The 20,391-nt window shown below is 65.9% G+C and carries 16 protein-coding genes; 13 read left to right on the top strand and 3 right to left on the bottom strand.

The window, feature by feature from the left end; translation table 11 throughout:
* The first annotated feature begins 91 nt into the window (after positions 1-91).
* The 7 genes from ACNI3Q_RS05225 (at position 92) to ACNI3Q_RS05195 (ending at position 13,012) form a co-directional block, all read left to right on the top strand.
* A complete protein-coding gene (locus tag ACNI3Q_RS05225; RefSeq protein ID WP_426274590.1) occupies positions 92-1,024 on the top strand; it encodes a complex I NDUFA9 subunit family protein in 933 nt (310 codons plus the stop codon).
* 60 nt (positions 1,025-1,084) lie between these two features.
* Entirely contained in the window at positions 1,085-1,885 is an 801-nt protein-coding gene (locus tag ACNI3Q_RS05220; RefSeq protein WP_426274589.1) for an undecaprenyl-diphosphate phosphatase, read from the top strand.
* Between the two features lie 161 nt (positions 1,886-2,046).
* Positions 2,047-3,495 (top strand): NAD(P)-dependent oxidoreductase, encoded by a 1,449-nt coding sequence (locus ACNI3Q_RS05215; RefSeq protein ID WP_426274587.1) that lies wholly within the window; start codon positions 2,047-2,049, stop codon positions 3,493-3,495.
* Positions 3,492-4,121 carry a DUF2059 domain-containing protein gene (locus ACNI3Q_RS05210; protein ID WP_426274585.1) on the top strand — a complete coding sequence of 210 codons (630 nt, stop codon included), beginning with the start codon at positions 3,492-3,494 and terminating at the stop codon, positions 4,119-4,121. Before ACNI3Q_RS05215 ends, ACNI3Q_RS05210 begins: the two co-directional genes overlap by 4 nt.
* Before the next feature lie 2 nt (positions 4,122-4,123).
* On the top strand, positions 4,124-8,650 hold the full coding sequence (gene gltB / locus ACNI3Q_RS05205; RefSeq protein ID WP_426274584.1) for a glutamate synthase large subunit: 4,527 nt from the start codon (positions 4,124-4,126) through the stop codon (positions 8,648-8,650).
* Between the two features lie 134 nt (positions 8,651-8,784).
* A complete protein-coding gene (locus ACNI3Q_RS05200; protein WP_426275619.1) occupies positions 8,785-9,456 on the top strand; it encodes a glutathione S-transferase family protein in 672 nt (223 codons plus the stop codon).
* A complete protein-coding gene (locus tag ACNI3Q_RS05195) occupies positions 9,437-13,012 on the top strand; it encodes a PAS domain S-box protein (protein ID WP_426274582.1) in 3,576 nt (1,191 codons plus the stop codon). The genes ACNI3Q_RS05200 and ACNI3Q_RS05195 overlap by 20 nt, the downstream gene beginning before the upstream one ends.
* Before the next feature lie 7 nt (positions 13,013-13,019).
* Here the strand turns inward: ACNI3Q_RS05195 and ACNI3Q_RS05190 are convergent, their stop codons facing one another.
* Positions 13,020-13,394: a response regulator transcription factor gene (locus ACNI3Q_RS05190; RefSeq protein ID WP_426274580.1), complete on the bottom strand. Its 375-nt coding sequence runs from the start codon at positions 13,392-13,394 to the stop codon at positions 13,020-13,022.
* Between the two features lie 93 nt (positions 13,395-13,487).
* Here ACNI3Q_RS05190 and rbfA point away from each other — a divergent pair, with 93 nt between their 5' ends.
* Positions 13,488-13,892: a 30S ribosome-binding factor RbfA gene (rbfA, locus tag ACNI3Q_RS05185; RefSeq protein WP_426274578.1), complete on the top strand. Its 405-nt coding sequence runs from the start codon at positions 13,488-13,490 to the stop codon at positions 13,890-13,892.
* 12 nt (positions 13,893-13,904) lie between these two features.
* Here the strand turns inward: rbfA and ACNI3Q_RS05180 are convergent, their stop codons facing one another.
* The gene (locus tag ACNI3Q_RS05180) at positions 13,905-14,771 is read right to left on the bottom strand and encodes an SGNH/GDSL hydrolase family protein (protein WP_426274576.1); all 867 of its coding nucleotides are present in this window, start codon (positions 14,769-14,771) and stop codon (positions 13,905-13,907) included.
* A gap of 107 nt (positions 14,772-14,878) precedes the next feature.
* Between ACNI3Q_RS05180 and ACNI3Q_RS05175 the strand changes: the two genes are divergently transcribed.
* Complete coding sequence (locus ACNI3Q_RS05175) at positions 14,879-15,457, top strand: thymidine kinase (protein ID WP_426274574.1); 579 nt, start codon at positions 14,879-14,881, stop codon at positions 15,455-15,457.
* Here the strand turns inward: ACNI3Q_RS05175 and ACNI3Q_RS05170 are convergent.
* On the bottom strand, positions 15,454-15,795 hold the full coding sequence (locus ACNI3Q_RS05170) for a hypothetical protein (protein ID WP_426274572.1): 342 nt from the start codon (positions 15,793-15,795) through the stop codon (positions 15,454-15,456). The two genes, ACNI3Q_RS05175 and ACNI3Q_RS05170, sit on opposite strands and share 4 nt — an antisense overlap.
* Before the next feature lie 113 nt (positions 15,796-15,908).
* On the opposite strand from ACNI3Q_RS05170, the gene ACNI3Q_RS05165 reads away from it, so the two are divergent.
* The 4 genes from ACNI3Q_RS05165 to pnp all read left to right on the top strand — a co-directional run bounded on the left by ACNI3Q_RS05165 (position 15,909) and on the right by pnp (position 20,270).
* Complete coding sequence (locus ACNI3Q_RS05165) at positions 15,909-16,583, top strand: site-2 protease family protein (protein WP_426274570.1); 675 nt, start codon at positions 15,909-15,911, stop codon at positions 16,581-16,583.
* On the top strand, positions 16,580-17,479 hold the full coding sequence (truB, locus tag ACNI3Q_RS05160; RefSeq protein WP_426274568.1) for a tRNA pseudouridine(55) synthase TruB: 900 nt from the start codon (positions 16,580-16,582) through the stop codon (positions 17,477-17,479). The genes ACNI3Q_RS05165 and truB overlap by 4 nt, the downstream gene beginning before the upstream one ends.
* Before the next feature lie 25 nt (positions 17,480-17,504).
* Positions 17,505-17,774, top strand: a complete 270-nt coding sequence (gene rpsO, locus ACNI3Q_RS05155) for a 30S ribosomal protein S15 (RefSeq protein WP_260020644.1) — start codon at positions 17,505-17,507, stop codon at positions 17,772-17,774.
* 180 nt (positions 17,775-17,954) lie between these two features.
* Positions 17,955-20,270 carry a polyribonucleotide nucleotidyltransferase gene (pnp, locus tag ACNI3Q_RS05150; RefSeq protein ID WP_426274565.1) on the top strand — a complete coding sequence of 772 codons (2,316 nt, stop codon included), beginning with the start codon at positions 17,955-17,957 and terminating at the stop codon, positions 20,268-20,270.
* The last annotated feature ends 121 nt before the right edge of the window (positions 20,271-20,391 follow it).

The raw sequence follows: 20,391 nt of genomic DNA, 5'->3' as shown, positions 1-20,391 counted from the left end.
GCGTCGCGGCGGCTTGGTCTTGCCGTTTGTGGCCACAAAAGGCATTGGGGCGCCGACCCATGGATCATGTGATCCCAAGCATGAGGCAGTGATGCAGGACCGGCTGATTACCCTGTTCGGTGGCGGCGGATTTCTGGGCCGGTATATCGCCCAGGAATTGCTGGCTGCGGGCGCGCGCGTTCGCATCGCACAGCGCGACCCGCGCAAGGCGTTCTATCTGAAGCCGCTTGGCGGCCTTGGTCAGGTTCAGTTCGTCGCGGCTGACATCACCCGGCCGGACAGGGTGGCCCGCGCGATTGCCGGGTCGGATGCGGTCGTCAATCTGGTCGGCATTCTGAATGGCCGGTTCGATGCGGTCCACGCCGTCGGCGCAGGCAATGTGGCGCGGGCGGCGGCTGATGCCGGCGTGTCTGCGCTGGTTCAGATTTCCGCGCTGGGTGCCGATGCCGGTTCGCCCAGCGCCTATGGCCGGTCAAAGGCGGCGGGCGAGGCGGCAGTGCTGGCAGCGTTTCCGGCGGCCACCATCCTGCGTCCGTCAATCGTGTTCGGGCGCGAGGATCAGTTCGTCAATCGCTTCGCCGGAATGATTGCGGCGGCCCCGGTCGTCCCGGTGCTGAAGGCCGATGCGAAGTTTCAGCCGGTCTATGTCGCCGATGTGGCGCAGGCGGTAGTCCGCGCGATTGCCGATCCCGGCAAGCATGGTGGCAAGACCTATGCCCTGGGCGGGCCGGACATCATCACGATGGGCGGCCTCAACCGCTGGATTGCAGAGGCGATCGGCCGGTCGTCCGCCATTGTCGAGCTGCCCGACTGGGTCGGCGGCGGCATTGCCCGGCTGGGCTTTCTGCCCGGTGCGCCGATCACCCGGGATCAATGGGCGATGCTGCAAAGCGACAATGTGGTGCCGGCGGGTGCCGAGGGGATCGAGGCGTTCGGCATCGATCCCGTGCCGCTGGCTACGGTCGCGCCGGGATGGCTGGTGCTGTATCGCCGCCATGGCCGATTTGCCACGCCGCCGGCCTGATCCCGCACTTTTGCTCACCTGGCCCGCGGGCCGCCCCCAACCCCGCTGCCGGAGACCCGAATGAGCCCGTTGCTGATCGCCATCCTGCTTGGCATTGTCGAAGGCGTGACCGAATTCCTGCCGGTGTCGTCGACCGGCCACCTGATGCTCGCTACCGAATTTTTGGGGTTCAGCGCGGCCGACTGGTCGGTGTTCAACATCGCCATTCAGCCGGGCGCGATCCTGGCGATCGTGCTGCTGTACTGGCGCACGTTCCGCGACATGGCGGTCGGCCTGTTCCGGCTGGATCCGCTGGCCATCGCCTTTACCCGCAACCTGCTGATCGCGTTCATCCCGGCGGTGGTTCTTGGTCTGGCCTTTGGCGATGCGATCGAGCTGCTGCTTGAGAATATCGTGGTCGTCGCCTGGGCGCTGGTGATCGGCGGCATCGCCATCCTGATCGTCGAACGGTTTGCCCGGCCCACCGATTCCGGCGGCGTGGCAAAAGTCGGTTTTCGCACCTCTACCGCGATCGGGCTGGTCCAGTGTCTCGCCATGGTGCCGGGGGTCAGCCGGTCGGGCGCCACCATCCTGGGCGCGATGGCGATGGGCGTGGATCGCAAGACGGCGGCGGAATTCAGCTTTTTCCTCGCCATGCCGACGCTGGCCGGCGCAACGGTGCTTCAGCTTGCCAAGCATGGCGACAGGCTGACCAGCGACGATCTGGGCCTGATCGCGGTGGGTGCGGCGGTGTCGTTCGTCGTCGCGCTGGTGGTGGTGAAGGCGTTTCTGTCGATTGTCACGCGCTACGGCTTTGCCCCCTTTGCCTGGTATCGCATCGTGCTGGGCGCGGGCACGCTGATCTGGCTTGGACTGAGATAAGTCCGATACGGAACTTATGAAAGGAAGTTGCGCGGCCTAATCCGGCATCTGACGTTCCGGCCGGGAATAATAGGTCACAGTAGCTGACCTATATGCTCAAAAGTGCGTGACTCCGCGCTTTTCCGACGCTATGCGCAGCCCCGTAACAAGGGCGATGATCCATGGCTGATGACAAGATGCTGAAATTCGTGGTGCGGGATCAATCCTATCCCGCCAAGCGCGCGCCGGAATTGCGTGCCAGGGATTTCCGGGAAATCGCCGACCGCTATGCCCTGCCCAGCGCCGAGGATCAGGCTGGGCGCTGTTCGCAATGCGGCGTGCCCTATTGTTCGGTTCACTGCCCGCTGCAGAACCATATCCCCGACTGGCTGCGCCTGACGGCGGAAGGACGGCTGCGCGAGGCGTATGAGCTGTCGAACAGCACGTCGACCATGCCCGAAATCTGCGGCCGCATCTGTCCGCAGGACCGGTTGTGCGAGGGGAATTGCGTCATCGAGTTTTCGGGCCATGGCGCGGTCACCATCGGCTCTGTCGAAAAATTCATCACCGACACCGCTTGGGAACAGGGATGGGTCGAACCGCTGGTCGCGGGACCGGCGCGTGGCCAGTCGGTCGGCATCGTCGGCGCGGGTCCGGCGGGGCTGAGCGCGGCGGATTATCTGCGCGCGCTGGGTTATGACGTTCATGTCTATGACCGGCACGACCGGGCGGGCGGCCTGCTGACCTATGGCATCCCCGGCTTCAAGCTGGAGAAGGAAGTCGTCATGCGCCGGGTCGAGCGTCTGGCGGCGGGCGGGGTTCAATTCCACCTCAATTTCTCGGTGGGTGAGGATGCGACGCTGGATGACCTGCGCTCGCGCCATGACGCGCTGCTGATCGCGACGGGCGTGTACAAGCCGCGCGAGATCAAGGCGCCGGGCATCGGCAGCACCGGGGTGGTCGAGGCGCTGGATTTCCTTACCGCCTCCAACCGCAAGAGCTTTGGCGATGCCGTGCCTGCGTTCGATGATGGCAGCCTGAATGCGGCCGGCAAGAACGTGGTGGTGATCGGCGGCGGCGACACTGCCATGGACTGTGTCCGCACCTCGATCCGTCAGGGCGCGAAATCGGTGAAGTGCCTGTATCGCCGCGACCGCGCCAATATGCCCGGCTCGCAGCGCGAAGTCGCCAATGCCGAGGAAGAGGGCGTCGAATTCGTCTGGCTTTCCGCGCCGGAGGCGTTCGACGCGAATGGCGAGGGTCATGTGACGGCCGTCCGCGCCACGCGGATGCGCCTTGGCGCGCCCGATGCCAGCGGCCGCCGCGCGCCGGAGGCGGAACCGGGTGGCGAGTTCCGCCTGGACGCCGATCTGGTGGTCAAGGCGCTGGGCTATGACGCAGAGGATCTGCCCAAGCTGTTCGGGGCCGAGGAACTGGGCGTCACCCGCTGGGGCACGGTCCGCGTGGATCATCAGACGATGATGACCAACCTCTATGGCGTGTTCGCCGCCGGCGACATCGTGCGCGGGGCCAGCCTGGTCGTCTGGGCGATCCGTGATGCCCGCGATGTCAGCCAAAAGATCCACGCCTGGCTGAAGCAAAAGGCTCGCGCCGAACAGGTAGCGGCATGATGCGTGCCCTGCTGATCGCGGCATTGCTGCCGGTTGCTGCCCCCGCCGCGGCTCAGACGGCGGCACCCGTTGCAACGCCGTCCACGGCCACTCCATCCGGGGCTGCCGACCGGGTCGCCGCCGCACTGATCCCGCCCGGCATCTATGGCCGCATCATGCAGGACATGTTTCCGAAGATGGTCGATACCATCATGGCCCAGTCCATGAAGATGACGGGGGCGGAACTGGGCGTCGATCCCAGCGACACCGAAACCGTCGCGGAAAAGGCGCGAAAGGCGGACCCCGCCTTTGAAGAGCGCACGAAGATCATGACCCGCGTCATGGGCGAGGAAATGGCCGTGCTGTTCGGCGAGATGGAGCCGGTCATCCGCAGCGCCCTGGGCCGTGAGCTTGCCAAGCGGTATTCCCCGGAACAGCTCACCGACCTGGACCGGTTTTTCGCGACGCCCACCGGCCGGACCTTCGCCGGCGACTATCTGGTGCTGTTCACGTCACCGGAAATGATGAGCGAGATGACCACGCTCAGCCCGAAAATGATGCAGGCCATGCCCGCCATCATGAAGAAAGTGGAGGCCGCGACTGCGCATCTGCCCGCCCCCTCCAAGCCAGCCGAAAAGAGCGAATGACCATGACGCAGCATCTTGATTCCGAACGCCTCCGCCTTGCCAGCGAGGGGATGTACCGGCCGGAGTTCGAAGGCGATGCCTGCGGCGTCGGCCTGATCGCTGCGACGGACGGGCGGCGGTCGCGCCGCGTGGTTCAGGCGGGCATCGATGCGCTGAAGGCGGTGTGGCACCGCGGCGCCGTGGATGCCGATGGCAAGACCGGCGACGGCGCGGGCATCCATGTCGATCTGCCCATCGCGTTTTTCGACGATGCCATTGCCGACAGCGGCCACCGCGTGCTGCCCAACCGGCTGGCGGTCGGCATGGTGTTCCTGCCGCGCACCGACCTTGGCGCCCAGGAACTGTGCCGCACCATCGTCGAGGCCGAGCTGATCGACGCTGGCTTCACCATCTATGGCTGGCGCCAGGTGCCGGTGAACGTCGCGGTGATCGGGCAGAAGGCGCAGGCCACCCGGCCGGAGATCGAACAGATCATGATCGCCGGGCCGCTGCCCGATGCAGCCAGCGAGGCCGAGTTCGAAAAGACGCTGTATCTGGTTCGCCGCCGCATCGAAAAGCGAGTGATCGCGGCGCAGGTCAGCGGCTTTTATATCTGTTCGCTGTCGTGCCGCTCGATCATCTACAAGGGGCTGTTCCTTGCCGAAAGCCTGAGCGAATTTTATCCCGACCTGCTGGACGAACGGTTCGAAAGCCGCGTCGCCATTTTCCACCAGCGGTATTCGACCAACACCTTTCCGCAATGGTGGCTGGCCCAGCCGTTCCGCTGTCTGGCGCATAATGGCGAGATCAATACGATCCGCGGCAACAAGAACTGGATGCTCAGCCACGAGATCAAGATGGCGTCGATCGCGTTCGGTGAGCGCAGCGAGGACATCAAGCCGGTGATCCCGGCGGGCGCATCCGACACGGCGGCGCTGGATGCGGTGTTCGAGGCGCTGGCCCGGTCCGGCAAGGACGCGCCGACGGCCAAGCTGATGCTGGTGCCGGAGGCATGGCAGGGCAATGACGATGTGCCGGCCGCGCACAGCGCCATGTATCAGTATCTGGCCAGCGTGATGGAGCCGTGGGACGGCCCGGCCGCGCTGGCAATGACGGACGGCCGCTGGGCGGTGGCGGGCCTCGATCGCAATGCGCTGCGTCCGCTGCGCTATACCCGCACTAATGACGGCCTGCTGATCGTGGGTTCGGAAACCGGCATGGTCCCGGTGCCGGAGGCGACGGTGCTGGAAAAGGGGCGGCTTGGGCCGGGTCAGATGATCGCCGTCGATCTGGACGAGGGTGCGCTCTACAAGGATCAGGCGATCAAGGACCGGATTGCCGGAGAGGCGGATTACGCCGCGCTCGTCGCCAATTTCCAGTCGATCGCCGACCTGCCCGATACCGGGTCCGGCGTCCTGCGCTTCGACCGGGCCGACCTTGCCCGGCGGCAGGTCGCGGCCGGTCAGACGCTTGAGGATATGGAACTGATCCTGTCGCCCATGGTCACCACGGCCAAGGAAGCGATCGGATCGATGGGCGATGATACGCCGCTGGCGGTCATTTCCGACAAGCCGCGCCTGATCAGTCAGTTCTTCCGCCAGAATTTCAGCCAGGTGACCAACCCGCCGATCGACTCCTTGCGCGAACGGCAGGTGATGAGCCTGAAGACCCGCTTCGGCAATCTGGCCAACATCCTGGAAACGGCCGAACGGCCTAACCCGGTGCTGGTGCTGGATTCGCCGGTGCTCACCTGCGCCGAATGGGATCGGCTGCGGGCCAATTTCGGGGCCAGCGCGGCGACCATTTCCTGCCTGTTCCCCGCCGGTTCGGGGGCAGAGGGGCTGCGCGCCGCCATCGCCCGCATCCGGGCAGAGGCGGAACAGGCTGTGCGCGAGGGCAAGGCCGAACTGTTCCTGACCGACGAGGCGGTCGATGCCGACAACATGGCCATACCGGGCGTGCTGGCGGCGGCGGCGGTGCACACGCACCTGGTTCGGCAAGGCCTGCGTTCCTATGCCAGCATCAACGTCCGCACCGCCGAGTGTCTGGACACGCATTATTACGCCGTCCTGATCGGCGTCGGCGCGACGACGGTGAACGCCTATCTGGCCGAAGCCGCCATTGCCGACCGCCATGCCCGCGGCCTGTTCGGCGATATCGCCATTGAAAAGGCGCTGGAAAATCACCGCAAGGCGATCAACGAGGGCCTCTTAAAGATCATGTCGAAAATGGGGATCGCCGTGATCTCCAGCTATCGGGGCGGTTATAATTTCGAAGCGGTCGGCCTGTCGCGGGCACTGGTCCACGACCTGTTCCCCGGTATGCCGGCCAAGATTTCGGGCGAGGGCTATGCCTCGCTCTACGTCAACTGTTCCGAACGGCACGAAGCCGCGTTCGATGCGGCGGTCGCCACGCTGCCCATCGGCGGTTTTTACCGCCACCGCGCCGATGGCGAGGCGCACGCCTATTCGGCGCAGCTGATGCACCTGCTTCAATCGTCGGTGTCCAGCGATAGCTATTCGACCTATCTGCAATTCTCGCGTGGGGTCCGCGACCTGCCGCCGATCTATCTGCGCGATCTGCTGGAATTCAATTTCCCGGGCGAAGGCATTGCCATCGATCAGGTCGAGGCGATCACCGAAATCCGCAAGCGGTTCGTCACGCCGGGCATGAGCCTGGGCGCCTTGTCGCCGGAAGCGCACGAGACGCTGGCCATCGCGATGAACCGCATCGGGGCCAAGGCGGTGTCGGGCGAGGGCGGCGAGGACAAGATCCGCTATTCCCCCTATGCCAATGGCGACAATGCCAATTCGGTCATCAAGCAGGTGGCGAGCGGACGGTTCGGCGTCACCGCCGAATATCTGAACGCGTGCGAGGAAATCGAGATCAAGGTCGCGCAAGGTGCCAAGCCCGGCGAGGGCGGCCAGCTGCCGGGCTTCAAAGTGACCGAGTTCATCGCGCGCCTGCGCCATTCAACGCCGGGCGTGACGCTGATCTCGCCCCCGCCGCACCATGACATCTATTCGATCGAGGATCTGGCCCAGCTCATCTATGACCTGAAACAGATCAATCCGCGCGCGCGGGTGTGCGTGAAGCTGGTGTCCAGCGCGGGCATCGGCACCGTCGCGGCGGGCGTGGCAAAGGCGCATGCCGACGTTATCCTCGTCTCCGGCCATGTCGGCGGCACCGGCGCATCCCCGCAGACCAGCATCAAATATGCTGGCACGCCCTGGGAAATGGGCCTGTCGGAGGTGAACCAGACGCTGACGCTGAACGGCCTGCGCGGCCGGGTGAAGCTGCGCACCGATGGCGGGCTGAAGACCGGGCGCGACATCGTGATCGCCGCGATCCTGGGTGCCGAGGAATTCGGGATTGGTACGCTCAGCCTGGTCGCGATGGGCTGCATCATGGTGCGTCAGTGCCATTCCAACACCTGTCCGGTGGGCGTGTGCACGCAGGACGAGGCGCTGCGCGCCAAGTTCGTCGGCACGCCGGAAAAGGTCATCAACCTGATGACCTTCATCGCCGAGGAAGTGCGCGAGATCCTGGCCCGGCTGGGCGTCCGCTCGTTGGACGAAATCATCGGCCGCACCGAATTGCTGAAGCAGGTGTCGCGCGGGGCCGAGCATCTGGATGATCTCGACCTCAACCCCATCCTGGCCAAGGTCGATGCGACCGAGGCGGAACGGCGGTTCAGCCTGACCACCTTCCGCAACGAAGTGCCGGAAAGCCTGGACGCGCAGATGATCAAGGATGCCGCGCCGGTCTTTGCTCGCGGCGAAAAGATGCAGCTGCAATATTCGGTGCGCAACACGCACCGCGCGGTCGGCACGCGCCTGTCGAGCGAGATCACGCGCATCTTTGGCATGGATAAGCTGAATGACGGCCATGTCCATGTCCGCCTGCGCGGGTCCGCCGGCCAGTCGCTGGGCGCGTTCCTGTGCAAGGGGGTCACGCTCGACGTGTTCGGCGATGCCAATGATTATGTGGGCAAGGGGCTGTCCGGCGGCACGATCATCGTGCGCCCGCTCGTCTCGTCGCAGCTGGTCAGCCAGGACAACACGATCATCGGCAACACGGTGCTGTATGGCGCGACGAGCGGCCGGCTGTTCGCCGCTGGTCAGGCGGGTGAGCGCTTCGCCGTCCGCAACTCGGGCGCCGAAGTGGTGGTCGAGGGCTGCGGCGCCAATGGCTGCGAATACATGACCGGCGGCACTGCCGTCGTGCTGGGTCCGGTGGGCGCCAATTTTGGCGCGGGGATGACCGGCGGCATGGCCTTCATCCACGATGCCGATGGCAGCTTTGCCGCCCGCGCCAACCCGGAAAGTATCGTGTGGCAACGCATCGCCTCGGCGCATTGGGAGGGCCGCCTGCGCGCGTTGGTCGAGGCGCATCGTGCCGCCACGGACAGCAAATGGGCGGGCGAGCTGCTCGAAGATTGGGACCGCGCGGTCGGGCAGTTCTGGCAGGTGGTGCCAAAGGAGATGCTGACCCGACTGCCCGAACCGCTGAACGACGACGCGGATCAGGAAATGGTCGCCGCCGAATAACCGCATCTCGCCCGTCGTACCGGACCGGCAATCCATCCGGCACGACGGGCGATGACCGCGGTTTGTCGTCCTGAACCGCGATTCGATCGGCTTGCCCGCTTCCCCCCGCCCGGCGTGCGGGTTATGTCGGCATGATGTGGCAGCTTCTTCAGTTCACCCTGTGTCCCTTTTCCCGCAAGGTGCGGTTGATGCTGGGGGAAAAGGGCGTCGGCTATGAACCCGTCCGCTATCTGCCCTGGGAACGGCAGGACGAGTTTCTCGACCTGAATCCCGCCGGCCAGACGCCGGTCATGGTCGATCAGGCGCGCGGGCTGAAACTGATCGATTCGGTCGCGATCTGCGAATATTTCGAGGAAACGGTCGACCGCGCCACGCTGATGGGCGGGACCGCGGCCGACCGCGCGGAAATCCGCCGCCTGATCGCCTGGTTCGACACGCAATTCTATCGCGATGTCACCGCGCCGCTGCTGCTTGAGCGGATGGAAAAGCGGCTGGTCCATCGCCTGTCGCCCGACACCGCCGTGCTGCGTCAGACGATGAAGGCGGCGGTGGAGCATCTCGATTATATCGACTTCCTGCTCGATCACACCAACTGGATCGGCGGGTCGACCATGAGCCTCGCTGATCTGGCCGCGGCGGCGCAGATTTCCGTGGCCGACTATCTTGGCGGCATCGATTGGAAAACGCACGAACAGGCAAAGCGATGGTATCTGGGCATGAAAAGCAGGCCCAGCTTCCGCCCTCTGCTTGCCGAACGGATGGAAGGGATCAAGCCGCCGGCGCAGTATGAAGCCCTGGATCTCTGATCGCGGCAGCGACGATGCGGGCGATGCCCGCGCATTGAACAGCCATGTCGCGCGGGCGCTGCGCATCCTGGCGGTCGCGCTGGGTTTCGGTTTCCTGGCCTGGCTGAACATCACGATGACGCGGGAAGGAACGCGCGTCGCCGCCCTGTGGCTGTCCAACGCCTTGCTGGTCGCCGCGATCCTGCGCGACCGGCCGCGCGTCGCGCCGCTCTATATCCTGGCCAGCTTTGCCGCCAACGTCGCGGCCAACACCCTGACCGGCGACACCCCCGGCCATTCGCTCACCCTGGCGCTGGTCAATGCGGTCGAGGTCACGATCCTGTTCCTGTTGATCCGCCGCATCGCGCCGGATGGCCTGCGCATGGACGCGCTGCCCGATCTCGGCCGGCTGCTGGCGGCGGTGGTGGCGGCGACGACGGCCTCGTCCAGCCTGGCCACTATCATCCTGTTGCCGGACGGGGCATCGCTCAGTTGGACGGTGTGGAGCACCTGGTTCATGGCCGATGCGCTCGGCCTGATGCTGCTGACCCCGCTGATCCTGATCGCGGCGGATGCGGTGCGCCATCCGGCAAAGGCGGCGATCCTGATGACGCCGGGCGGCATCGCCGTCCTGCTGGGCACGATCGGCACCACCGCCATCGTCTTTACCCAGGCGACCTATCCGTTCCTGTTCCTTGTCTGTCCGATGGTGCTGTACGCCGCGTTCCGCACCGGCATGGTCGGCACGGCTGTCGCCATCGCCTTTGTCTCGCTGATCAGTTCGGCGGCGACGCTGGCGGGATGGGGGCCGATCGCGCTGCTGGTGGATGGCGGCAGCACCGAACAGCTGTTCGCGCTGCAACTGTTCCTCGCAGTCAATTTCGCGATGGGCCTGCCCGTGGCGGCGCTGCTGCGCGGACGGCAGGCGATGGCCGATCAGCTGTCCGAAAGCCGCAATTTCGCGGCCTCCATCCTGACCAACATGTCGGATGTGGTGTTCCGCACCGATGCGGAGGGGCGCTGGATATTCCTCAATCCCGCCTGGGAAGTGCTGACCGGCTATACGGTCGCGGAAAGCATGGGCTGGTACACCACCCGGCTGCTGCACCCCGATGATTATGCCGCTGCCCTGGCGCTCTATCCGCGGGTCGAGGCGGGCGAGATCGAGGAGGCGCGGCTGCGCCAGCGGTTCACGGACAAGGCGGGGGCGCTGCGTCACATCGAGGTGACGATCCGGCGGCTGGCCAATGACGATGGCAGCTTCGCCGGCGTCACCGGCAACATCCGCGATGTGACCGAGGCGCATCTGGCGCTGACCGCCCTGTCGGAAAGCGAAAAGCGGTTCCAGACGCTTGCCGTGCTGTCGCCTGCTGGCATTTTCCGCACCGGCCGCGATGGCCACAGCAACTATGTCAATCCTGCCTGGCTGCAGATGAGCGGCGTGACCGAGGAACAGGCGCTGTCCGGCAATGTCGTCGACGCGATGCACCCCGATGATCGCCAGCGGATCATCGACGGCTGGCTGTCCACCGTCGCCGCCGAACGCGAATTTCGGGAAGAGATGCGCTGGATCCACACCGATGGCAGCGTGCGCTGGGTCGATCTGCTTGCCGCGCCGGAACGCGATGCCAACGGCACCCTGATCGGGTTCATCGGCGTGACCGTCGACATTACCGATCGCAAGGAAATGGCCAAGGTGCTGGCCGACCGCGAGCGCCAGCTCAGCCTGCTTGCCACGCATACGACCGATGCGATTTTCCGGATCGGGCTGGACGGCATCTGCCGCTATGCCTCCCCCGCCACCAGCGACCTGCTCGGCCTGCCGTCCGAGGGGCTGGTCGGTTACAACATGCTGGACCGGTTTCATCCCGACGACGATGTGCGGGCGCGCGCCGCCTTTGCCGCGCTGGTCAGCGGAACCACCGATCGCTGCGTCGTCGCCTATCGCACGCAACTGGTGCATGGGATGCGCGACTATCTGTGGGTCGAGGCGAGCTGCCGCCTCGTGCGGTCCGAGCAGACCGGCGAGCCGGAGGAGGTCGTCGCGTCGATCCGCGACATTTCCGCGCGCAAGGCGCTGGAGTTTGACCTTGAGGAGGCGCGTCAGCGCGCCGAACAGGCCGCGGCGGTCAAGGCAATGTTCCTAGCCAATATGAGCCATGAGATCCGCACGCCCATGAATGGCGTGCTGGGCTTTGCCGATCTTCTGCTCGCCTCTGATCTCGACACCGATCAGCGGCGGCAAGTGGAAATGATCGTCGATTCGGGTGGGTCGATGATGCGCCTGCTCAACGACATTCTCGATCTGTCCAAGATCGAGGCTGGACAGCTTCAGGCGCGGCCGGAACCGCTGGATCCCGCTGCGCTGACCCGGTCGGTCGCCGCCCTGTTCGAACCCGTCGCGCAGGGCAAGGGCGTGGCGGTGGTTGTCTCGGTCGCGCCTGACGTGCCGGTCCGTATCCAGTCGGATCCGCTGCGGATGCGGCAGATCCTCGTCAACCTGACCGGCAATGCGGTCAAGTTCACGCAGCAGGGGCAGGTATCGCTGTCCGTTTCCGTGCTGGCGGACCCCGGCGGCGACCGGCTGGCGATTGCCGTGCGCGATACCGGCATCGGCATTCCCGCCGATCAGCATGAACGCGTGTTCGCCGCCTTTGCCCAGGCGGATGCCGGGGCGCTGCGCCAGCATGGCGGGACCGGCCTTGGCCTTGCCATTTCGGCGCAGCTTGCCGACCTGCTTGGCGGCGCGATCACGCTGGACAGCCGACCGGGCGAGGGGGCCTGTTTCACGCTGACCCTGCCGCTGGTGCTGGCACCGCCGGATGCCGCGGTCGCCATGCCCCCGCCGCCGGACGCGCCGCTGCCCCGCACGCCGCCGCCGCGGCCCGCCGCCGGCGCCACCCTGCCGCCCGGTGCGCCGCGTGTGCTGATCGCGGAGGATCACGACATCAACCGCGCGCTGATGGCCGATATCGCGGTCCATGCCGGTCTGGATGCCGATTTCGCGCATGACGGGGAACAGGCGGTGGCCATGGTGGCGCGCGCGGCAATGGCGGGCACGCCCTATGCCCTGGTGCTGATGGACGTGCAGATGCCGGTGATGGACGGGCTGGCCGCCACGCGCCGCCTGCGTCAGGCGGGATTCGATTCCGACCGCCTGCCGATCGTCGCGCTGACCGCCAATGCCTTTGCCGACGATGTCGAACGCTGCCTCGATGCCGGGATGCAGGCGCATCTGGCAAAGCCGGTAACGGCGGCGGCGATCAGCGCGGTCGTTGCCCAGATGACGCGCGGCGATGCGCCCGCAGGCCCGGTATCCGGCGCACGGGCGGGCGACGATCCGCTGGCTGCGCGCTATGCCCAACGCCGGGCCGAAGCGGTAGCCATGGCGCGCGAGGTGGCGGACGGATCGGGCGATGGCGCGCGGCTGGCCGATGTGCTGCATCAGCTGGCGGGCGTTGCGGGCAGGTTCGGCGACGCGCCGCTGGGCGATGCGGCGCGGCTGGCCGAACGGCGGCTGCGCGATGCGCCCGGCGATGCGGCCGCAATCGCCGCCGACTGGCTGATCCACGCCTGACCGGCGGTCAATCGTTCAGCCGCGCCATCCCCCGGCCGATCGCCGCCAGCAACTGTTCCGGCGGCACCGGCTTGACCAGCATTTCCATCGCCCCGGCGGCCAGTGCCCGATGCTCCAGTCCCCGATCGGCCGAACCCGTCATCAACAGGGTGGGCAGCATCGCCAGCCGCCCGGCATAACCGGCCAGCACCTCGATCCCCGTCTGCCCCGGCATCTGCTGGTCCAGCAGCACGACGCCCGGCGGCACCCCGTCCGCCACCGCCAGCCATGCCGCCCCGCCATCGAATGCGTGCAAGGTCAGGTCGGGCATCAGCCCCAGCAACAGCGCCATCGAATCGCGCAGGATGGGGTCATCGTCGATCAGATAGACATGGCGCTGCATCCCCCGCGCTTAGCGCCTGCACAGGCCGCTTCGCAACGGCGCGCCGGGCCGTGCCGCATTGTTGATTGCGCCGCATCCGGCTATGCGCGCGCCATGCCCCAGGAAACTCCAGAAACCCGTTCGGTCCGCCTGCTGCGCGTCGGCGAACAGGTGCGCCACATCTTGTCTGAAATCCTTCAGCGCGGCGATGTGCATGACGATGTGCTGGCCAGCCATCCGGTCAGCATCACCGAGGTGCGGATGTCGCCCGACCTGAAGCACGCGACGGTCTTCGTCAAACCGCTGCTCGGGCGGGACGAGGATGCGGTGCTGAAGGCGCTGCGCACCAACACCGCCTATCTTCAGCGCGAAGTGGCGCGGCGCGTGAACCTGAAATATGCCGCGCGGCTCAAGTTCCTGGCCGATGAAAGTTTCGACGAGGGCGGACGGATCGACCGGCTGCTGCGCGATCCCCATGTCGCCCGCGACCTTGCCGAGGACGAGAGCGGAACCGAATAGGGGGACTCCGGCTTACCAGCGGCAGAACCGTTCCACCGCCATCCGGTAGCTGTCGGCATAATGGTGGCCGACCGCGCGGGCATAGACAGGCGCAGTCCCCTGACTGGCGGCGATGCTCCGGTCCACCGCCTCGCTCACCATGCCCCAGGTCGCGGCATCGCCCGTCGCCTCGCGCACCCGGTCGCGATAGAATTGCGCCACCTGTTCCGGGGCCAGCCGGTGATTGTGCCCCGCCTCGTTCGGCACGGTGGTCAGCACGTCCATCACGCCCAGCCGGTCGACCATGCGCCAGCCGGGATAGGGAGTGCGGTCGGCATAATCATGCACGAACAGCGCGCGGCCCGGCACGGCGGCAAAGCCGGTCAGATAGGCGAAATGATCGAAGCAATAGAACCAGTAGGGCACGGCATCGCGCCCCGGTTGCGGTTCGGGGACGAACAGCATCCCCTTCTTCATCACCTCGGTGAACATGAACAGGCTGTCGCCATAGGTGTGATAGGCAAGCTGTGCGCACATGCTTTCGAAATAGGCGCCCGGCTCGCGAATCGCGGCGTGCCATTCCAGCGTGGTGACGCCCGCATCCGCCGCCGCTTCCTCGATCAGCGCGGCGACGCCGGGGTTGAAGATCGCGCCCTCCAGATCCTCTGACGACAGGATGGCGGTGCCGCACCCTGCGGCCTGTGCATCCGCGATCATCCGCTCCAGATGGCTGGCATCGCCGTTCAGCAGCGCCCAGGCGGCGGCATGATGGGCGGGATAGTCGGGCTGACGCTGATACCACACGCCGCGCGCGGCCAGCGCGTCCGCGTTCAGGTTCAGCAGATGCTGAAGATAGGTCGATGCCGTCTTGTGAAACCCGATATGCACGATCAGCCGCATGGCCGCCTGTCTCCCCGATACCGGCCCTGTCTATCGCGGGATGGTTAACGCGGCGGTAACGACGCGCGGGCTGGATTTCCGCGCGCCTCGCGGCCAACAAGGGGCGCATGGCCAAGCTCTATTTCTACTATGCCTCGATGAACGCGGGCAAATCGACCACGCTGCTCCAGGCCGATTTCAACTATCGGGAACGGGGTCAGCGGACCATGCTCTACACCTCGGCGGTGGACGACCGGGCGGGCCGCGGCGTGATCGCATCGCGGATCGGCCTGTCCGCGCCCGCCCACTGCTTTGCACCCGCAACCGATCTTCATAACGAAATCGCGGCGGCGCACGGCGATGCCCGGATCGACTGCGTGCTGGTGGACGAGGCGCAGTTCCTGACCCCGGATCAGGTGGATCAGCTGGCCCGCGTGTGCGACACGCTGAACATCCCGGTGCTTGCCTATGGCCTGCGCACCGATTTTCTTGGTCAGCTGTTTCCCGGCTCGGCCCGGCTGCTGGCCATTGCGGATGCGCTGATCGAGCTGAAATCCGTGTGCGAATGCGGGCGAAAGGCGACGATGAACCTGCGGGTCGATGCGGGCGGCAATCCGGTGGTGCGCGGCGCACAGACGGAGATTGGGGGCAATGACCGCTATGTCGCGCTATGCCGCCGCCATTTCATGGCCGCGTTGGCGGGTTAGGGGGTCCGCTGCGCGTCGATCGCGCCCTTCAGCGCCTCGGTCCGCGCCATCAGTTCCTGCCGCTCGCCCGATGACAGCCCTGCGCTGCGATAGCGCCGCTGCGCCGCCGCAATGACGGCGGCCTGCCTTCGCAGCGATCGTTCCTCCTGCCGCGTGATCTGGCCGCTGCGCCTTGCCGTGCGCAGGTCGCGCCGCAGGTCGTTCAGCATGGGTGTCACGCCGGGGTCGGCGGGCATGGGCGTGTCCGGCACCGCCGACCGTCCGCCGTCCCAGATCTGTGCACTCGCTGGCGATGCCCCCGCCAGCCACAGGCCAATCACCATCGCGAAGTTGCGCATCGCATCGCTCCCCGTCGCTGTCGCCGTCGGATAGGACGCTTTCCGTCCTGAACCGGGGATTGACGGCCCGACGATGGATTGACGCGAGGCCGGGCAGGGGCCACCTGCCGGACATGTTGGACACCGTCTATACGATTGCCACCTGGCTGGTCCCGCTGGTCATCGCCATCGTGTTTCACGAAGTGGCGCATGGCCTGGTGGCGCGGATGCTGGGCGATCCCACCGCGGCGCGGCTGGGGCGGCTGTCGCTCAATCCCATCCGCCATGTCGATCCGTTCGGCACGGTGATCCTGCCGATGGCGCTGGCCATTGCCAGCCTGCCGATGTTCGGCTGGGCAAAGCCGGTGCCGGTGCGGCGGGACCGGCTGCGCAATCCGCGCTGGCACATGATGCTGGTCGCGCTGGCCGGGCCGGGGATGAACATTGCGCTGGCGCTGATTGCGACGGGCCTGCTCGGCGGGCTGATCGCGATCAATGCCGGATCGCTGGATGCGGGCGTGGCCGAATTCATTGCGCAGAACCTGTTCAACTTTGTCGTGATCAACGTGTTCCTGGCGATCTTCAACCTGCTGCCCATCCCGCCCTTTGACGGGGGGCATGTGGTGGAAGGGCTGCTGCCGCGCGCCGCCGTTCCCGCGTGGAATCGGATCGGGCGGCTGGCGCTGCCGGTGCTGATCATCCTGCTCGTCGTGCTGCCGATGGTCTCGCCCCAGGCGAATGTCGTGCTGCGCTATGTCGGGCCGGTGGCGGACATCGTGATCGGCTGGCTGTTCTCGCTGATCCAATGAGCGTGCATGGCTGGATCATTCTCGACAAGCCGCTCGGGCTTGGATCGACGCAAGGGGTCAGCGCGGTCAAGCGCGCGCTGCGCGCGGCGGGGCATGGCAAGGCAAAGGTCGGCCATGGCGGCACGCTCGACCCGCTGGCGACCGGCGTCCTGCCGATCGCGATCGGCGAGGCGACGAAGCTGGCTGGCCGGATGCTCGACAGCGACAAGGTGTATGCATTCACCATCCGTTTCGGCGAGCAGACCGATACGCTGGATGCCGAAGGCGCGGTGATCGCCGCCAGCGACAAACGCCCTACCCGGGCAGAGGTGGACGCGGTGCTGCCGCGCTTCACCGGTCCCATCGATCAGGTGCCGCCCGCCTATTCCGCGCTGAAAGTGGACGGTGAACGCGCCTATGACCGCGCGCGGGCGGGGGAGGACGTGGTGCTCGCCAGCCGCCGGGTCACGATCCACGCGCTGACCCTGAAGCCCGGCCCGGGCGATGGTCCGCTGGACGACGCGACGCTCAGCGCCCATGTGTCCAAGGGCACCTATATCCGCAGCCTTGCCCGCGACATCGCCCTGGCGCTTGGCACGGTGGGCCATGTGACGATGCTCAGGCGGACAAGGGCCGGTCCGTTCGGTCTGAATCCGGCGATATCGCTGGACAATCTGGCCGATGCTGCTAAGGGCGGCACGCTTGAACACCATATCCTGCCGTTGAGGGCGGGGCTGGACGACATCCCGGCTTTCTCCCTCACCCCCGATCAGGCAGGGCTGCTCCGTCAGGGGCGGGTTCTGGTCGGGACTGCCGCAGCCGATGGCCTGTGCTTTGCGATGCTGGACGATGTGCCGGTTGCGCTGGCAGAGGCGATTGCCGGGGAACTCCGGGTGGTTCGCGGCTTCAACCTGTAGAAAAGATGTCGAGGGAAACGCATTCATGTCGATTACCGCAGAGCGCAAGGAAGCGCTGATCAAGGACCATGCCCGCGCCGATGGCGACACCGGCAGCCCGGAAGTCCAGGTCGCGATCCTGTCCGAGCGCATCGCCAACCTGACCGAGCACTTCAAGGGCCATGCGAAGGACAACCATTCGCGCCGTGGCCTGCTGATGATGGTCAACAAGCGCCGTGCGCTGCTCGACTATCTGAAGAAGAAGGACGCGGACCGCTACACCGCGCTCATCGCGAAGCTGGGTCTTCGCAAGTAATCGTGAAGGGCGCCTTCGGGCGCCCTTCTCATTTATCCCGGCATTTCGCCGGCGATTGAGAAAGGGCTGCAATCCGGCATCCCTTTCACCGGGCCAGGAACGGCCCTCAGAACGGGTCCGATGGACGGACCCACCCAAGAGGCCCCCGACTGCATCGGGCAGCGGGGTGAAGGAAATCAAATGTTCGACAAGAAAACCGTATCGATCGAGTGGGGCGGCAAGACGCTGACCCTCGAAACGGGCAAGGTTGCCCGTCAGGCCGACGGCGCCATCATGGCGACCCTCGGCGAAACCGTCGTTCTGTGCGCCGTCACCGCTGCCAAGAGCGTCAAGGACGGGCAGGATTTCTTCCCGCTGACCGTCCATTATCAGGAAAAATATTCCGCCGCCGGTCGCATTCCGGGCGGCTTTTTCAAGCGTGAGCGCGGCGCGACGGAAAAGGAAACGCTGGTTTCCCGACTGATCGACCGCCCGATCCGCCCGCTGTTCCCCGAAGGCTTCTATAACGAGATCAACGCCATCGCTCAGGTGCTGAGCTATGACGGCGAAAACGAGCCGGACATTCTGGCAATGGTCGCCGCGTCGGCCGCGCTGACGATTTCGGGCGTGCCGTTCATGGGCCCCATCGGTGCTGCCCGCGTCGGCTATCTCAACGGCGAATACATCCTGAACCCGACTGACGAACAGGTTGCCGAGGGCGAGCTGGATCTGGTCGTCGCCGCCACTTACGACGCGGTGATGATGGTCGAATCCGAAGCCAAGGAGCTGTCGGAAGAGGTCATGCTGGGCGCCGTGCTGTTCGCGCACGATGCCTGCCGCGAGGTGATCAAGGCGATCATCAAGCTGGCTGAACAGGCCGCCAAGGAGCCCTGGGAAATGGCGTCGTCGGACGACAACGCCGCGATCAAGGCCAAGCTGAAGGCGCTGATCGGCGACGATATCGCCGCCGCCTATAAGCTGACCGACAAGTCGGCGCGTTCCAACGCCCTGAACGAGGCACGGGCCAAGGCCAAGGCGCAGTTCGTCGAGGACGGCCTGGATCCGCAGGCGGTGATGGCCGGCATCAAGCTGACCAAGAAGCTGGAAGCGGAAATCGTCCGCGGCGCGATCCTGAACACCGGCACGCGCATCGACGGTCGCACCACGACCCAGATCCGCCCGATCGTTGCGGAAACGCATTTCCTGCCCCGCGCGCATGGCTCGGCGCTGTTCACGCGCGGCGAGACGCAGACGATCGCGACCTGCACCCTTGGCACCAAGGATGCGGAACAGATGATCGACGGCCTGAACGGCCTCAGCTACCAGCATTTCATGCTGCACTATAACTTCCCGCCCTATTCGGTCGGTGAAGTGGGCCGCTTCGGTGCGCCGGGCCGCCGCGAAGTCGGTCATGGCAAGCTCGCCTGGCGCGCGCTGCACCCGGTGCTGCCGACCAAGGAAGAGTTTCCCTATACCATCCGCCTGACCAGCGACATCACGGAGTCGAACGGCTCGTCGTCGATGGCGTCGGTGTGCGGCGGGTCGCTGGCGATGATGGATGCCGGCGTGCCGATCAAGCGGCCGGTGTCGGGCATCGCCATGGGCCTGATCCTGGAAGGCGACAAGTTCGCCATCCTGTCGGACATTCTGGGCGATGAAGATCATCTGGGCGACATGGACTTCAAGGTCGCCGGCACGTCCGAAGGCATCACCACGATGCAGATGGACATCAAGATCGCCGGCATCACCCGCGAAATCTTCGAGGCTGCGCTGGCTCAGGCCAAGGACGGCCGCGCGCACATCCTGGGCGAGATGAACAAGGCGCTGGGCGAAGTGCGCAGCGAATTGTCGGCGCACGCGCCGCGGATCGAAACGATCACCATCGACAAGTCCAAGATCCGCGACGTGATCGGCACGGGCGGCAAGGTGATCCGCGAAATCGTGGCCACCACCGGCGCCAAGGTCGACATCGACGACGAAGGCGTGATCAAGGTGTCCTCGTCCGACCACAGCCAGATCGAAGCCGCGATCAACTGGATCAAGGGCATCGTCGAGGAACCGGAAGTCGGCAAGGTCTATAACGGCAAGGTCGTCAACCTCGTTGATTTCGGCGCGTTCGTGAACTTCATGGGCGGCAAGGACGGCCTGGTTCACGTGTCCGAGATCAAGAATGAACGCGTCGAAAAGGTCGCCGACGTCCTGTCCGAAGGGCAGGAAGTGAAGGTGAAGGTGCTCGAGATCGACCAGCGCGGCAAGGTTCGCCTGTCGATGCGCGTCGTCGATCAGGAAACCGGTGCCGAGCTGGAGGATACCCGTCCCGCCCGCGAACCGCGCGAGCGTGGCGAGCGGTCGGACCGCGGCCCGCGTCGCGAAGGTGGCGGTGGCGACCGTGGCGGTCGCGGCGAGCGTGATCGCGGCCCGCGCCGTGACCGCGGCGATCGCGGTCCGCGCCCGGAACGCGCCGAAAAGGAAGATGGCGGCGATATCGGTCTGCCGTCGTTCATCACCGAGGAATAAGGGCACCCCTTATCGTTCGGGAAAAGATGTGGGGGGTCTGGCGACAGGCCCCCCATTTTCCTATGTTGGCCCCCGGCTCCTGACGGACCTTGTTGAAAAACGCGTTTGGCGTAAACGACTT

Source organism: Sphingomonas eleionomae, assembly GCF_049889035.1.
Lineage (GTDB): Bacteria > Pseudomonadota > Alphaproteobacteria > Sphingomonadales > Sphingomonadaceae > Sphingomonas.
The sequence above is the reverse complement of the archived record's forward strand: the minus strand, read 5'-3'. Positions and strand labels throughout refer to the sequence as shown.

Bases quoted from the DNA above. Each gene is read 5' to 3' on its own strand.
- ACNI3Q_RS05200 (WP_426275619.1), top strand. From the start codon at position 8,785: ATGTGGCAGCTTCTTCAGTTCACCCTGTGTCCCTTTTCCCGCAAGGTG.
- ACNI3Q_RS05225 (WP_426274590.1), top strand. From the start codon at position 92: ATGCAGGACCGGCTGATTACCCTGTTCGGTGGCGGCGGATTTCTGGGC.
- ACNI3Q_RS05215 (WP_426274587.1), top strand. From the start codon at position 2,047: ATGGCTGATGACAAGATGCTGAAATTCGTGGTGCGGGATCAATCCTAT.
- ACNI3Q_RS05220 (WP_426274589.1), top strand. From the start codon at position 1,085: ATGAGCCCGTTGCTGATCGCCATCCTGCTTGGCATTGTCGAAGGCGTG.
- ACNI3Q_RS05175 (WP_426274574.1), top strand. From the start codon at position 14,879: ATGGCCAAGCTCTATTTCTACTATGCCTCGATGAACGCGGGCAAATCG.
- ACNI3Q_RS05190 (WP_426274580.1), bottom strand. From the start codon at position 13,394: ATGCAGCGCCATGTCTATCTGATCGACGATGACCCCATCCTGCGCGAT.
- ACNI3Q_RS05165 (WP_426274570.1), top strand. From the start codon at position 15,909: ATGTTGGACACCGTCTATACGATTGCCACCTGGCTGGTCCCGCTGGTC.
- rbfA (WP_426274578.1), top strand. From the start codon at position 13,488: ATGCCCCAGGAAACTCCAGAAACCCGTTCGGTCCGCCTGCTGCGCGTC.
- ACNI3Q_RS05210 (WP_426274585.1), top strand. From the start codon at position 3,492: ATGATGCGTGCCCTGCTGATCGCGGCATTGCTGCCGGTTGCTGCCCCC.
- ACNI3Q_RS05180 (WP_426274576.1), bottom strand. From the start codon at position 14,771: ATGCGGCTGATCGTGCATATCGGGTTTCACAAGACGGCATCGACCTAT.
- rpsO (WP_260020644.1), top strand. From the start codon at position 17,505: ATGTCGATTACCGCAGAGCGCAAGGAAGCGCTGATCAAGGACCATGCC.
- ACNI3Q_RS05195 (WP_426274582.1), top strand. From the start codon at position 9,437: ATGAAGCCCTGGATCTCTGATCGCGGCAGCGACGATGCGGGCGATGCC.
- gltB (WP_426274584.1), top strand. From the start codon at position 4,124: ATGACGCAGCATCTTGATTCCGAACGCCTCCGCCTTGCCAGCGAGGGG.
- truB (WP_426274568.1), top strand. From the start codon at position 16,580: ATGAGCGTGCATGGCTGGATCATTCTCGACAAGCCGCTCGGGCTTGGA.
- ACNI3Q_RS05170 (WP_426274572.1), bottom strand. From the start codon at position 15,795: ATGCGCAACTTCGCGATGGTGATTGGCCTGTGGCTGGCGGGGGCATCG.
- pnp (WP_426274565.1), top strand. From the start codon at position 17,955: ATGTTCGACAAGAAAACCGTATCGATCGAGTGGGGCGGCAAGACGCTG.